The sequence below is a fragment of the Bacillus sp. GZB genome (assembly GCF_001975995.1).
GTDB lineage: Bacteria > Bacillota > Bacilli > Bacillales > Bacillaceae > Bacillus > Bacillus velezensis.
In genome coordinates this window covers 889,502-903,907 of the sequence record NZ_MTQG01000016.1, presented here as the reverse complement: position 1 = coordinate 903,907, position 14,406 = coordinate 889,502, and the positions used below count along the sequence as shown (strand labels likewise).

General features: G+C 41.5%; 16 protein-coding genes. 15 read left to right on the top strand and 1 reads right to left on the bottom strand.

The genetic code is table 11. From position 1 onward, the window contains the following. Positions 1 to 49: 49 nt before the first annotated feature. From rocF to BXO87_RS10355, 4 genes are all read left to right on the top strand, one after another. The gene (gene rocF, locus BXO87_RS10365; RefSeq protein ID WP_007407883.1) at positions 50 to 940 is read left to right on the top strand and encodes an arginase; all 891 of its coding nucleotides are present in this window, start codon (positions 50 to 52) and stop codon (positions 938 to 940) included. 130 nt (positions 941 to 1,070) lie between these two features. Further along, positions 1,071 to 2,186 (top strand): response regulator aspartate phosphatase, encoded by a 1,116-nt coding sequence (locus BXO87_RS10360; protein WP_038460522.1) that lies wholly within the window; start codon positions 1,071 to 1,073, stop codon positions 2,184 to 2,186. Further along, on the top strand, positions 2,173 to 2,307 hold the full coding sequence (locus BXO87_RS21145) for a hypothetical protein (RefSeq protein WP_007407881.1): 135 nt from the start codon (positions 2,173 to 2,175) through the stop codon (positions 2,305 to 2,307). Before BXO87_RS10360 ends, BXO87_RS21145 begins: the two co-directional genes overlap by 14 nt. Before the next feature lie 47 nt (positions 2,308 to 2,354). After that, on the top strand, positions 2,355 to 2,828 hold the full coding sequence (locus BXO87_RS10355; RefSeq protein ID WP_038460520.1) for a GNAT family N-acetyltransferase: 474 nt from the start codon (positions 2,355 to 2,357) through the stop codon (positions 2,826 to 2,828). Positions 2,829 to 2,857: 29 nt separating this feature from the next. Here the strand turns inward: BXO87_RS10355 and BXO87_RS10350 are convergent, their stop codons facing one another. Further along, the gene (locus BXO87_RS10350; protein WP_038460519.1) at positions 2,858 to 3,838 is read right to left on the bottom strand and encodes an aldo/keto reductase; all 981 of its coding nucleotides are present in this window, start codon (positions 3,836 to 3,838) and stop codon (positions 2,858 to 2,860) included. A 182-nt stretch (positions 3,839 to 4,020) separates the two neighbouring features. Between BXO87_RS10350 and BXO87_RS10345 the strand changes: the two genes are divergently transcribed. The 11 genes from BXO87_RS10345 to BXO87_RS10295 all read left to right on the top strand — a co-directional run bounded on the left by BXO87_RS10345 (position 4,021) and on the right by BXO87_RS10295 (position 14,403). Further along, entirely contained in the window at positions 4,021 to 4,770 is a 750-nt protein-coding gene (locus BXO87_RS10345; protein ID WP_015240940.1) for a YiiX/YebB-like N1pC/P60 family cysteine hydrolase, read from the top strand. Positions 4,771 to 4,780: 10 nt separating this feature from the next. Next, positions 4,781 to 5,944: a hypothetical protein gene (locus tag BXO87_RS10340; RefSeq protein WP_061046529.1), complete on the top strand. Its 1,164-nt coding sequence runs from the start codon at positions 4,781 to 4,783 to the stop codon at positions 5,942 to 5,944. Positions 5,945 to 6,263: 319 nt separating this feature from the next. After that, positions 6,264 to 6,434 carry a hypothetical protein gene (locus BXO87_RS20830; protein WP_168796716.1) on the top strand — a complete coding sequence of 57 codons (171 nt, stop codon included), beginning with the start codon at positions 6,264 to 6,266 and terminating at the stop codon, positions 6,432 to 6,434. A 153-nt stretch (positions 6,435 to 6,587) separates the two neighbouring features. Further along, positions 6,588 to 6,758, top strand: coding sequence for a CxxH/CxxC protein (locus tag BXO87_RS10330; protein WP_004393147.1), 171 nt, complete (start codon positions 6,588 to 6,590; stop codon positions 6,756 to 6,758). A gap of 80 nt (positions 6,759 to 6,838) precedes the next feature. Further along, positions 6,839 to 7,318, top strand: a complete 480-nt coding sequence (gene rlmH, locus BXO87_RS10325; RefSeq protein ID WP_033574293.1) for a 23S rRNA (pseudouridine(1915)-N(3))-methyltransferase RlmH — start codon at positions 6,839 to 6,841, stop codon at positions 7,316 to 7,318. Positions 7,319 to 7,604: 286 nt separating this feature from the next. Next, positions 7,605 to 9,293, top strand: a complete 1,689-nt coding sequence (locus BXO87_RS10320; protein WP_139337727.1) for an RNA-directed DNA polymerase — start codon at positions 7,605 to 7,607, stop codon at positions 9,291 to 9,293. A gap of 371 nt (positions 9,294 to 9,664) precedes the next feature. Next, positions 9,665 to 9,817: a pentapeptide repeat-containing protein gene (locus tag BXO87_RS21265; protein WP_079978483.1), complete on the top strand. Its 153-nt coding sequence runs from the start codon at positions 9,665 to 9,667 to the stop codon at positions 9,815 to 9,817. 653 nt (positions 9,818 to 10,470) lie between these two features. Next, positions 10,471 to 11,241: a DUF6414 family protein gene (locus BXO87_RS10310; RefSeq protein ID WP_038460511.1), complete on the top strand. Its 771-nt coding sequence runs from the start codon at positions 10,471 to 10,473 to the stop codon at positions 11,239 to 11,241. A 443-nt stretch (positions 11,242 to 11,684) separates the two neighbouring features. Next, positions 11,685 to 12,701, top strand: a complete 1,017-nt coding sequence (locus BXO87_RS10305) for an FUSC family protein (protein WP_038460509.1) — start codon at positions 11,685 to 11,687, stop codon at positions 12,699 to 12,701. A 68-nt stretch (positions 12,702 to 12,769) separates the two neighbouring features. After that, complete coding sequence (locus BXO87_RS10300; RefSeq protein ID WP_038460506.1) at positions 12,770 to 13,786, top strand: XdhC family protein; 1,017 nt, start codon at positions 12,770 to 12,772, stop codon at positions 13,784 to 13,786. Continuing rightward, entirely contained in the window at positions 13,783 to 14,403 is a 621-nt protein-coding gene (locus BXO87_RS10295; RefSeq protein ID WP_038460504.1) for an NTP transferase domain-containing protein, read from the top strand. The genes BXO87_RS10300 and BXO87_RS10295 overlap by 4 nt, the downstream gene beginning before the upstream one ends. Positions 14,404 to 14,406 lie beyond the last annotated feature (3 nt).

Below are 14,406 nucleotides of genomic sequence, written 5' to 3'. Positions count from 1 at the left end.
TGAGAAACCCGCACAGGACAACATACAACATGTTGAGGTGGAAAAACGGATGAACAAGAATATCTCAGTTATTGGAATGCCGATGGATTTAGGACAAGCACGACGCGGAGTGGACATGGGCCCGAGCGCCATCCGCTACGCGCATCTCATTGAACGGTTATCTGACATGGGGTATGCGGTGGAAGACTTAGGCGACATCCCCGTCAATCGTGAAAAACTCAAAAATGATGAAGAGCTGAAAAATTTGAACTCTGTGCTCTCGGGGAACGAGCAGCTCGCCCAAAAGGTGGACAGCGTCATTGAGAATGAGCGGTTCCCTCTCGTCTTGGGCGGCGATCACAGCATCGCGATCGGAACGCTGACAGGAACGGCAAAGCACTATAAACAGCTCGGCGTCATCTGGTACGACGCGCATGGCGACTTAAACACCCTGGAAACATCGCCGTCAGGCAATATTCACGGAATGCCGCTGGCCGTCAGCCTTGGCGTCGGGCACGACACGCTGGTAAATCTGGGCGGGTATGCCCCGAAAATCAAGCCGGAGAACGTCGTCATCATCGGCGCGAGATCGCTTGATGAAGGCGAGCGTGAATACATTAAGGAAACAGGCATGAAGGTCTATACGATGCATGAGATTGACCGCCTCGGCATGACCAAGGTGATTGAAGAAACCATTGACTACCTGTCAGACTGTGACGGCGTTCACCTCAGCCTTGACCTCGACGGCCTTGATCCGAGCGACGCACCCGGCGTAGGCACGCCTGTCGTCGGCGGCATCAGCTACCGTGAAAGCCACTTGGCAATGGAAATGCTGTATGATGCGGACATCATCACTTCAGCTGAATTTGTCGAAGTCAACCCGATCCTCGATCACAAAAACAAAACCGGCAAAACAGCGGTCGAGCTGGTAGAATCTTTGTTAGGAAAAAAACTATTATAAAATATGCGCCTCCGCACTTGCGGGGGTTTTTTTGTTGCCACGAGGAAACTAGCAGGCTGTCACCCTCTTTTTAGACCTGTAAATATGATATATTTATTACACAAAATGGGAAAGGGAGGTGTCCTGACAGATGGCTGAAGTGATGGCCCACGAAACAGTTGCGAAAAAAATCAGTGACTGGTATGAGGAAATCAAAAAGCACAACACTGAATCGGCTGAGGCGTTAAGAGAACAACTGCTTACGGATCTGCAAAATATGACACAAAATCAAACGGTGCTCCTTTATTTTAATTTAATTGATTCCCGCTATAAGCTTTTGATGGAAGAGTATGAGAAAACAGACGGCATTTTAAAAACGATCCAGCTGAACGCCGATAAAGAAAAAACAGATCAGATGATTCAATACTACTATTATTTCTTTTCCGGAATGCACGAGTTTTACCGTAAACGGTTTATGAACGCCATTAATTTTTACCGGATTGCTGAAAGCAGGCTCCGGCACATACCGAATGAGATTGAAAGAGCCGAGTTTAATTATCAAGTGGCGATTGCCTACTATGAAATCCGCCAAAACTACTTTGCGATGAACCACGCGGAAAAAGCGTTGGAGATCTACAAAGCCAATGAAATGTACGCGGTCAGAGAAGCACAGTGTTTAATGGTGATCGGCTGTAACAGAATGGACTTGTTTCACTACCAGAAAGCCGAAGAGCTCCTGCAGACGGCGGTTCATCAAGCCGCCAAAGCGGGCGATCCGCATATTGAGGCGCTCGCCCACTTTAACGCAGGCATTTGCTATGAAAGACAGGAAAAGCTTGAGGAGGCGCGGGTCGAGTTTGAAACGGCTCTCGATCAAAAGGAGCATTTGCAATCAGCGTATTCGGTGCGGAGTCTGTACATGCTGGCCAGAGTGTTATTGAAACAGGAACAGACGGATGAGGGCCGGTTTTGGCTGCATAAAGCGCTGAATGCCGCTGAAGAAAAAAACGAGCCCGTATACACCGAAAAGCTGCGCATCTTACAGCATGTCTTTATTGACAACAATGAAGAAGCGCTTGAATCAGCTTTCGCCGAGTTAAGAAGGAAAGAGCTGTGGAGTGACGTTTCCGACTTGTCGTATCAGGCCGCTGCGCATTTTAAAAAACAGGAGAATTACAAACTGGCGGCGAAGTATTTTCAAGAATCAATTGATGCCAATGACCAAATTTTGAGATTAACGGAGGGGATTCGTAATGAAAACATGTAAATTCATTGTACTCTCAGCAGCCTTGGCAAGTCTCATTTCGATTGGATTATTTGCGCAAACTGGTTCAACGGCACAAGCCGAACAAATCATAAAACCGGCGGAAAACGGAGCCTTCGGATAATACTTCATGATCCCGCTTTCAGTCCGTGTTTTGTAAGGAGTGATTCAATGGCTATCACGCTGCGGCCGATGACAGGACAAGAATTTCAGTCCTATCTCGCTCATTCAACCAAGCATTACGGTGAAGAAAAGGTAAAAGCGGGAACGTGGCTGCCTGACGAAGCGCCGGAATTAGCGGAGCTGGCGTTTAATGACCTGCTTCCTGACGGCTTGGAGACGGCCGATCACTATTTATGGACGCTGGCATTGGACGGAAAGGAAAATGCCGGCTGGCTGTGGCTGCACGCCGATCCGGACCACCCGCAGCAGGACGCATTTATTTATGATTTCGGCCTTCATCCGCCTTTCCGCGGCAAAGGCTATGCAAAAGAGGCACTCGCAAGGCTGGAGGACAAAGCCAAAGACCTGGGTGTCCGCAAGATTTCTCTCCATGTGTTCGCTCATAACGAAACGGCGCGGAAGCTGTATGAGAAGACCGGATTTCTGGAGACGGATGTCATCATGAGCAAAAAGCTGTCATGAAAAGAGGCCCGCACGATGGGCCTCTTTTGTTATTCATCTAACAATGTCATCATGTGTTCCGGATAACGCTCGCCGGCCACGGTGCCGATCGGAAACATCTCATCCAAACGCGCCTTCACATCCTCGGGAAGCACAATGTCGAGAGCGGCGAGGTTCTCTTCCAAGTAGTGTTTCTTTTTTGTACCCGGAATCGGAATGAGATCATCGCCATTTGCGAGAACCCATGCGAGCGCAAGCTGAGGAGCAGTGATATTCATTTCCCGGGCAATGGCGGTAAGTTTTTGGACGAGCCCTATATTCACCGCCAAATTGTCTCCCTGGAATCTCGGCGTTCTTCTTCTGTAATCATCGGCATCCAGCTGATCGGTCGACGTCATCTTTCCGGAAAGAAAACCTCTGCCGAGCGGACTGTAAGGCACAAATGAAATGCCGAGCTCACGGCAGGCGGGCAGCACATGCTCCTCCGCTTCCCTGCTCCATAAAGAATATTCCGATTGAAGCGCGGCAATCGGGTGAATTCGGACGGCCCGCCTGATCGTTTCTGCGGAAGCCTCTGACAATCCGATATATCTCACCTTTCCTTCGTCTATCAGCTCCTTCATGGCGCCGACGGTTTCTTCAATCGGCACCCGCGGATCAACCCGGTGCAGATAATAAAGGTCGATATAATCCGTCCCAAGGCGTTTCAGACTGGCGTCACACGCTTTTTTCACATAATCGGGCCGTCCGTTAATTTCGATAAACTCACCCTTTTCGCTTCGGACATAACCGAATTTCGTCGCGAGGTAAAGCTCCTTTCTGAATGGGGCGAGTGCTCTGCCGACAAGCTCTTCATTTGCACCCAATCCATATTGATCAGCCGTATCAAACAAATTCACGCCGAGATGAACGGCATGATGCAGGGTGGAAATCGACTCTTCCTCACTCTGGCTGCCGTAGTATTCCGACATGCCCATGCACCCTAACCCCATTGCGGAAACCCGCATCGAACCGATCGTTCTGTCCTTCATATGTCCTCCCCCTTTCTTGTATGATAACCGGATTTCCTGATATTTGAAAATGTTTTATGCATATGATTTACATATTGTTATAAAATTTTTAAAAATCTGTAAATTATCTATTTTTTTATCGCAATTCCGTCATATAATACAAATGTGGAAAAATTATACTCAAAGAAAAGAGGCGAAGTAATATGTGTAAAAAGCTGTTCAAAGCCGTCCTCCCGTTTGCCCTGTCATTCACCATGGTTCTGTCGTTCTCCGGTTTGAATGTAAAAGCGAAAGAAACAGAAACAGCCCGCTACGCAAAAGAAATCGCAGACCTTCAGCAGGGCACGACCCCTCAAGACGTTCTCCAATCCGCCAAAGAGCTTGCCAAACAGAAGCACGTTTCAACAGAAGCAATTCTCAAGCAGTTTCATCAAGAAATCACGGCAGACAAGGTGCAGGGAAATGTAATCGCTTCCAAAGAAGGGCTCTCTGCGATGGGCGGATCGTCAGGAACCAAAAAACTTCCGAAAAGCACAAAAGGCAATATTTATTACACGAACTCATACACGGCTTATTACAACCACGGGCATGTCGGCATGTATTCATCCGCTGATAAAATTGTGGAATCCGTGCCGGGAGACGGTGTCCGCCAGATTGCTTATAACGGCAGAGAAGTCGAAGACAATTCAATCGTTCAGACCGTGAAAGTTACCGATGCCCAAAAACAAGCCGCCGCTGACTGGGCTGTATCAAGAGTCGGTGATGAGTACTCCTTCAACTTCGTCAATAACAGAAATACGGGCCATGAAGGCGCCAAAAACTGCTCAAAACTGCTGTGGTCGGCATTCCTCTTAAAAGCCGGGATTGATATCGACTCTAATGGCGGCTTAGGCGTATACCCGCGCGACATCACAAGCTCGTCCTACACAACCACGATTCTGACCATTCACTAAGGAGAACAACGTGAAAAAAATCATCTGGATACCCTTAGTGATCATCGCCGCCGCAGCGGTCTTATGCTTCTTCTATTTCCGCACGGAAGATCCTGCGGAGGTTGCGAGAGACACATTAAATGACCCTGATTTTCTGAAAGATAAAGAGGCGCTGCTGTACTTCTCCACGGCGGCTGACCAAGACACGTTCGGCGGCGGAAAAAGCTACGCCCTCTTCGCCGATGAAAAAGGACGGCTCTCTTCTTATCACATGAAGGGGCTTGAGCTCGGATCGGCCAAAGTGCATGACGGCAGCGTGCTGCTGGAGGACAAAAAAGGAATCTATACCGTTCAGGACGGCCTTCACACATATAAAAGAGCATACCAGCATACGGGAGACAGCGCGGGATATATCGAACGGGCGAAAGGCTTTTACACGCTGTATAATTCGGGCTACGACAAGAGCGGCGGCAGCTATCGCTCAGAGCTGTACCGCCAGATTGACGGCAAGTGGAAGCAAGACGTCATCCCGCACTATATCCGCGCTTCAGGCTTTTTTAAAGATCATCTTTTCGCACTCACGCCGACAGATGACGAAAAAGGCTATCACGTTCAAGACATTCAGGCTGATAAAGAGAAGCTCCATACAAAATCAATCGCGACATGGACGTATAAAGATGGCACGTCTGTCGAATCCCAGCTCGCCGCGGACGACAGCGCCGTCTGCTTTGTCACCAGAGGGGAAAAAGCAGATCACATCTATCAAATGGTGAAAGTTATGAGAAAGAGCGGCGCCATCAAAACGTATGATATCGCCGCTTATAAAAATGACGAACAGACGATCTATGACTCCATGCCGTTCAGCTTCAAAAAAAGCTTTTTCATGGAGCGGCGCAGCTTCTATTTCGTTGACGGCTTCGGAAACGTGTACCGTATCAACTCTGAGACCGGAAAAAGCAAAAAAGCCTTCAAGCTCCCCGCATCACGAATGAAAGCCGACTTCAAAGAGCTGACCCATCAAAACGGAAAGCTGTATCTGTTCACGTACAGCTACAAAAAGCCTGCCAAAATCGAATCCTTCGACCTGAAAACGGGCAAAAAGCTGAACGACCTGACCATCCCAAATTTAAAAAACATCGTCACGCCGAAAAGCCATCTCAAGCTGTATGATGTGCAGGTGATGGATGGGTTTTGAAGAGTATAAACATTTCGGAAGAGCTTGCCGCTTTTGGTAAGCTTTTTATAATGAAACGTTACTGCAAGAAAGAAGGTGGTCATTTGAAATCATTCAGTATCTTCTTATTGTTGTCCGTCATTTGTATAACCATTGTTTTTGTCATAATGAATATGTTGATTGGATACCCTGATGTGAGTAACGGGGCATTGATGATGATTGTATATATCGTTGTGACCCTCTTAATCAGGCTATATAGCAAGAAAAAAGCCGACCGAACATAGAGATAGAGGAATTTGAACCGTAAAAGCAGAAGACAGTCAGATGAAGGAGGGAGCCGATGAAGAAAAAGCTTGCCGCGGTGACTGTCACCATTCTCCTGGTTTCCATAATAACCAACTCTTTTTTAAACGGCGGAAAGCCGGACTGGATCGATGTATGCTGTACGCTGCTGGCGTGTCTATTAGGAATTCTGTTCGTCCTTCGCTTAGAAAAAAGAGAAAACACGTAAAGAGCCGGATGCTGCAAACGCCGGCTCTTTTTGCGCGTGATTTGCCGAATTGTGGATAAAACTCAGCCCGAAGCACTACTAACATGTGTATAAATAGGTTATATTGAAAAGAGAACAATTGCCGCGTGCAAAAGAAAACCGGAGGACGTAACGATGAAAACCGCTTATTATTCTTGTGAAGAACATATCGAAACCGTGCTGGACATGTACATAGATGATCATGAGCTTCCGCCCGAAATCAGAAAAATCGAACATACTAACAGTTTATCCACAGCCTGTGAATTATGTGGGGACACTGCAACATATCTAGTAGGGAACGAATGATCCTACACAAAATACAGAAAAGATATCCACAATTGTGGACAATATATATGAATAACTTGTTTCTAAAGTGGGGATGACCTGTGAATATCAATATTGTGACAATCGGAAAACTAAAAGAAAAATACCTCAAGCAAGGCATTGAAGAATACAAAAAACGACTCTCAGCCTACGCAAAAATCGACATCATTGAACTCCCGGACGAAAAAGCGCCGGAAAACCTGAGCGACCAAGACATGAAAATCGTCAAAGACAAAGAAGGCGATCGCATCCTGGCCAAAATCAGCCCGGACACCCACGTCATCGCCCTTGCCATCGAAGGAAAAATGAAAACATCCGAAGAACTGGCCGATACAATAGATAAGCTGGCGACTTATGGAAAAAGCAAAATCACCTTCGTCATCGGCGGCTCACTCGGCCTAAGCGACGCCGTCATGAAACGGGCAGACGACAAACTGTCATTCTCGAAGATGACGTTTCCTCATCAGTTGATGCGCCTCATACTAGTTGAGCAGATTTACCGGGCGTTTCGGATTAATCGTGGGGAGCCTTATCATAAGTGAGCACATAGTTAGTTAAGGAGAAAGCATCAAAGAATAGTTCAACTTCTTTAATGCTTATTTTGCTTGGAGAATTACCTTTATTAACAATTTATGAATTATAGGGTGTAAAAAGTCTTTTTGTTGTTCTGATGGTTAAGTCCGTAATACATAGAACAAAGCATTTAGTACATAGATGTTCTATTATATGGAATTTTGGTTCGAGAATACAGTTCATCTTTAAAATGAGGAAGAATATCTTGTTCATAAACTATGATAAAATTATGTAATAAAAAGGAGAAAAAGAGTGGTGAGACTAAATTGGTTAAATGAATTTAAATTTGGAATGTATTTTTCTATGGAATACCTCTTGAAGTATGGTTATTTTGATTTTAAATACAAACCAAGGTTGTACAGAGAAGACTATATCCTTTCAAATATGGTATTTAAGAAAGTGTTCAATACTAACGACTTGAACGAGCTATACTTATCTTTGAATGATAAAGTGAAATTTAATTCCTTCAAAGAAACAGTACCTGTTGAGCTGTCAATCTATAAAAACGAAAATGAAAGAAGGGTTCTCAAACTACCTAATATTTATTCTTATATTTGTCTTTGTGAGCATCTTATCGATAACAAAGATAAATATATTGCTATCTTAGGAGCGAGTAACAAGTCATTATCTAGTGAATTTTATAGTTCCTCATTTTTAACAAGTAAGATTAGACGCGAGAATAACCGTATAGGAAAGCGGAAACTATTTAAAACAGACATTCAAAACTTTTATCCTAGTGTGTACACTCATTCAATTCCTTGGGTTTTAGTGGGGAAAACAGAAGCAAAGAGTAAGAAAAGAGACAAAAAAATATATTACAATGCCCTTGATAATCTAATTCAAAGATGCCAGATAGGTGAGACTCATGGTCTCCCCACAGGGAGTTTTGCATCAAGATTAATTGCAGAGATTTATATGTGTAAACTCGATGAAAAATTAAATGGATATGAGTATGTAAGATATGTGGATGATTTTGAGTTTCCATATAATGATGATAGTGAGAAGGATTTATTCTATAAAGACCTTAACAAGGAACTAACTAGTCTAAACTTAAAGATTAAGGTTGAGAAAAATCAAACAGATTCTTTTCCTTTCCAGGATGGAAATAATTCAGCCTTCTTTTTCGATTATTTTTCTAATGATGATGGAGCAGTCAAGACTCAACGAAAAAGAATTTATAATTTTATTGAAGAGTGTATCTTTAAAGAAAGAGAAGGGTACAAGGGTTCCCTAAAATTAATGTTCCAAGCGTTAAAAGATAGCATAAGTAAAGATAAATTGGATAGAGAAGCATTTACAATGCCTATGTTGAACAAGCTGTTTAATCTAGTTTTAATGCAACCTGACTTAACCGTTAATTATTTGGAGTTTTTGGATGTTTTGAACAAACATGATGAAGTGAGATTCGGTATAAAAGATATAAAGAGAGAAATTCAAAACAATATTAATAGATACATAGATCTAGGCTTTAGCCAAGAGTTATACTCATTGTTTAGTATTTTCTATTATCTAGACATATTAATTGTTTGTCCAATAGAACAATTATTAGAAACTATATTGAAAATGGATGATTTAAGTTCTACCTTAGCTTTTGAAATCTTATTACAAGGTGAAAATAATATCAATGATGAGTTGTTTGAAACGTTAGAATCGAAACTCGAAAACTCAACTTCATGGCAAGAAGAGCATTGGTTCTTTAAGTATCATATTATCAATAGAATAAATTCAGATAAAAGGAAAAAACTGTATTTGAAATATAAAGATTATCTATACAAGAAGTATGCTAATGGAGTGAAACAATCTATCTTCTTTAATGCTGATAAATTAAAAAAAGTAGAATCTCCAATCAATTATGCATGGCAACATGAAAATAGTGACCAGGACATTACAAAGTTCTTTAAAGAGCTATTAGCGAATAAAGTGAGTTTCGTTAATGTGCGCTAATTAAGAGACACTTATTAAGTGTCTTTTTTAAATAGGGGGTCCTTCTTACCAATATGACTGCCTTTTTTAACATAGATTGCATATGCTGTTCTACTTCTGCACCTTTTAGCTATTTCTATGTAATGAGGGAGAGAAAATAACATTTATAAATGTTAACAAATAATACTAAAGGAGAGGTTCAGAGTGGGTAGGAGTAAGCAAAAAAAGAAGAAGGATTATTAGAGCGTAAAAAGAGAAAAAGAAGTCTCGGGTAGATTGTTCGCTTTTAATCTAGTTAATGCACCAATAAAGATGAGTGGTATAAAAGATAGGTATGCTTACCAATCTAATATGCACAATCTTATTTATAAAGGTGCTGTTTTTGAAAATATATAAATTATAAAGCATCTAACATTACCTACTGTAACTTTAAGGATACAAAAGTTACGGGGGTAGATTTTATTAATGTAAATTTAAAGAGAACAAATTTTAGAGGTGCAATACTAAAAGATGTAATCTTTTTTAGTGCTAATTTAAAGGCATAGATTTTAAAGAAGTAACATTCAATAACGTGACTTTCATAAATACAAATTTGAAGAACGCTAAAAATTTAATTGTGAATAAGAAAGTAACGGTAATTGATAGTTATCCCCAATTAGTTTTAACGGATGAATTATTGGAGACAGTATATCGACTATCAGAATATCTGATATATATAATTATCATGTTCTTCATGTGAAAAAGAACAAGGTCAATAAATGGTATTTATATATACTATTGAAGAAGTATTCTGAAAGAGATTTGATTAGAGGATTTAAAGCACTGGAGAAATAAAAAAAGATTCTACACACTTTTTAGCATTCAACGCTTTCTGAATGCATAAAAATAGATATTTGATATAATTATATTGTCCTGCCCCAGATGAAGGAGACTTCGGAATGCCAAGAGAAGAATGGGGACAATGTAATTTGGCTAGTATTCAAGGGGGGGGGGACTATGGTAAATAACATCAACATTTATTGCATTTGGTGGGTTTCTGTTAGGGTTACTTTTAAATAGTTCCATCCTACCTCGATTACTCGGGATTTAAAATTTAGGTATAACAATGTCCTATCTTATGAAATATGATGAATATGGTTTTCTTTAAAGATCTTTCAACTAAGTAAAAGACTATTACATAGTGGATGGGAGTATACATATGTTTAAGAATCTGATTTATTTCGATAATATTAAAATAGCAGAATACGGAGCATTACTAGAGGGGAAAAAGCATGTAGCCATTAGAAATGTTAAAGTAAGCTCTAATAAATCAGCTAGTGCTAAAATTCCTCTAGTTTCAGCGGCGATTAATGGAAATAATGAAATGGAAGGCGTAATTGTTGAAAACCTTTTACTTGATTGCAATGAGTTTGAAGAATTGCTTGCCGATAAAGGAACGGATAATTATTTTAATTTTTTAGAAGATGACTATGATTCCGAGACGATTCCAAGAACATCTATTGTAAGGTTTGAGGGTGGATTTAAGATTCCAGAAGAGTTTGATATGATGGATTTGATCAATCAATTTAAACCTATGTTATCATCAAGCATGGATATTAAGAATGATAAAGAAGAAGAATTATTCAACAAGATATTTGCTAAAGAAAGTACTAAAATACCTGCGTTTCTTGATAGTGACAGCTTTAACAACAGAATAGGTTTTGCTAAACTTAATTCGCAAAACTTACTATATGAGTTAGAACATCTAGAGGATTTTGAAGATGAAGATGTAACTATAATTGCAAAAGTTTTATCGAGGAAAGATGTTAAACAAAATAAGCCTATTGTTTTATTCGATATTATGAAAGATTTACTTTCTTTGAGCCGGGGGATTAGACGTCAAGTAGGGCAAGAACAAATGAGTGGGTTAAATAGCATTGAAAGTAATGAGGACGTTATTATATTTGAAGTCTTGGCAATCTATCAGTAATAGCATGTAAACTATTTTTGGACCACTTTAAAATGACTGGTCTTTTCAATTAATTTGTTAACAATATTTTATTATCTAGGCTTACTATGTTAATTAGTATCATGGAGTCGTATCCTAAATAAATACCTAAAATTAAATTCGAATAAATATATATAAAGTGTCCAAAGAATATTTTTTATATTTAAGTCTTAAATACAAAAAAAGAATTGATGATAGTTCTCATTCTGCCTAACTGCAGTCTCATGTTTCCTAAAGCCCCTTTACTGCAAAGAGTCGTCAACAATATATCATTTATTTACTAATGCTTGCCCAATCCCAAAAAGAAGCCGTCATTCAAGAATCCTCCTTTGAACAACAGCTTCTTCCGCTTTTTCCACACGACAGTATAAATCCCTTTCCGTCACGGAAACCTAGTGGAAAAGGTTTCTGAAAGGAGGGGGCGTATGATGAAAAGTGAAAAAATTCAAAACAAAACATCTTTGGTTTGGAAGATGGCGATTGCATCTGCTGTTTCTTGGGAAGCGGCAAAACTAGTTGGCTCTGATCACCCCTATTTAGCGCCTCTGTCTGTTATTTTATGTTTGCAGCCAACGATAGATCAGTCAATTCGCTTTTCTTTTCATCGTATTGCGGGAACTGCAATTGGGGTCATGCTAACATCCTATCTTGTCAGTCACTTGCCAATGAATGGCTGGATGCTGGGGCTGTTCCTATTAGGCGGTACTTACATTGCCAAGTTGTTGCGAATAGATGTAACGGTTTTACATCAGGTAGCGCTCACCATTTTATTGGTATTTACCTTTGAACGAAACGCTAAAGATTATGCATTCGACCGAATCATCGATACGGTGATCGGCGTCATCATCGCCATTCTGGTTCACATGTTCCTTTTTCCGCCGGACTACACAAAAAAGGCAGCGGACTCTTTTCAAACATTGGCTCGTCAGCTTTCCGGCACACTTTCAGACCTTTCCAAATGGGTGCAATCAGAGTGGGGGCAAGGAAAAGGGAACCTTATGGCGTATAGAATGAACAATCTTCTGCAAGAGCTGCATATGACAAAAGAGATGCTGCAAACAGCCTCTGACAGTTTAAAATTCAACCCCGTCAGAAAAAAACATAAAATCATCATTTCAAGCTATCAAATTGAGATGCAAAAGTTGAACGCCGGATTTGAGTATTTATCAAATATAGTGAAAACGTTAAAAGAATGGGAAAAAGAGGGGGAGTTATCTTCAAGTGACAAAATAGAGCTGGGGAATGATTTACAAGTGTTAAGTGAATACTTTGCGGGTTTTAAAGGCATACAGCAGGGTGAAACAGACAATTGGAAACAGAAGGAACAGGACATGTTATTGGAATCTCTCCGTTCCGACATACTGTCGCACCCGCCGCCCGGTCATAAGGTCTATAAAGACTCTTTTTTTTTAGAAACGAAGAAATTGCTGAAGCGTTTGTAATGTTTTCTGGAATTAAAGAATACGGATATACAGATGCAGATATGATCAGGTAAAACGGGGGACATGAAATGGATGATATACACCGGATTTTGGATGTCATCGCCACTTCTAAAAAAGCTAAGGTACTGGCTACCATTATTAAAACAGAGGGGTCCGCTTATAAGAAAGAAGGGGCCTCCATGCTGATTTTAGGGGACAAAACAAGAGTCGGAATGTTATCCGCCGGTTGTCTGGAAGAAGATCTCGTTGAACGGTCGGAACAGGTCTGGACTGCAGGAGAGCCGTTGATTGTCCGCTTTGATATGAGCGCGGAGGACGATTTATCCTGGGGACAAGGCGTTGGCTGTAATGGTGTTTTGACGGTTTTACTTGAGCCTGTAAAAGGAGAATTGGAAAGACATCTGATGACAGTCAAGACATGCTTAGATGAAAAAAAGTCTGTGACCCGAATGAAACGATTCACTAAAACGTTAGAGCTGAAGGAAGATCTGTACATAGTGGAAGACGGCAGCGTGTTTGGAACCGGGGATGTTATGGAACAAGGCCGTATTCAAAAACTGAGACAGACGGAAAAGGGAATCAAGAGGGATGAACATACCTCTGATTTATTTTTTATCCATCAGATGGTGCCAAAACCTTGTTTATATGTCTTCGGAGCAGGGGAAGATGCGAAGCCGTTAGTTTCGTTGGCAGCTGGCACTGGCTTTCATGTGACGGTGATTGACTGGCGTCCCGCTTTATGTCATCACGGCCATTTTCCTGAAGCCGGCCATTTGATAACAGGGGCACCGGAAGAAGTCATGGAAGGCCTGAGCATGACAAAAAGAGATTTTGTTGTCATTATGACACACAGCTTTCAAAAAGATCAGATCATTTTACATACATTAAAAAACGAGAATGTGTTTTATAAAGGTGTATTAGGCCCTAAAAGGCGCACTGAACGGCTATTAGGCGGAGCTGAGATTCCGGAGGATATTCATTCCCCTATCGGACTTCCCATCGGGGCACAGGGCCCTGAAGAGATTGCTGTAAGCATTGTTGGCGAGATGATTAAAGAAATGCGAAAACAAAGGTCTCGCTTATGAAAACAGCAGCCATTTACCTGGCAGCCGGTACAAGCAGACGCATGGGGACGGATAAGCGCAGTTTATTTCTCAATGGCGTCTCTCTGGGAAGTATAGCTCTTAAAAATGCCTTGTTATCTGAATTAGATCATATTTTCGTTATTACGGGAAAGGGAGATTCACTGCATTGGCTTTCGGATTTTTTCTTTTTAGACCCCATATCAAGCAAGTGGAGCCAGGCAGAATGTGAGCAAGCGGGTAAAGGCCAAGGCCATTCTATACAATGCGGTGTGAAAAAAGCGGCAGAGTACGAGGCTGACGCCGTTATCATTCTCCTTGCAGATCAGCCGTTTGTCACCGCAGATATCATCAATACGTTAATTGATTCCTATCAAAAGGAGCACCGTTATTTATTTATCTCCGCTGAAAATCAATATCTTCCTATGCCCCCCATTTTATTCTCAAATCAATGTTTTCCGGTATTGCTTCAGTTAAAGGGAGATCAGGGCGCCCGGCATGTCATCCGTGAAAGTATGATCAATATGGGAAAAATGATCAGCTTTCAAGACCCTTTGCTTTTTTATGACGTCGATACAGTTGAAGATTATACGCTGCTGCTGAATAAATTCGGGGAGTGAATG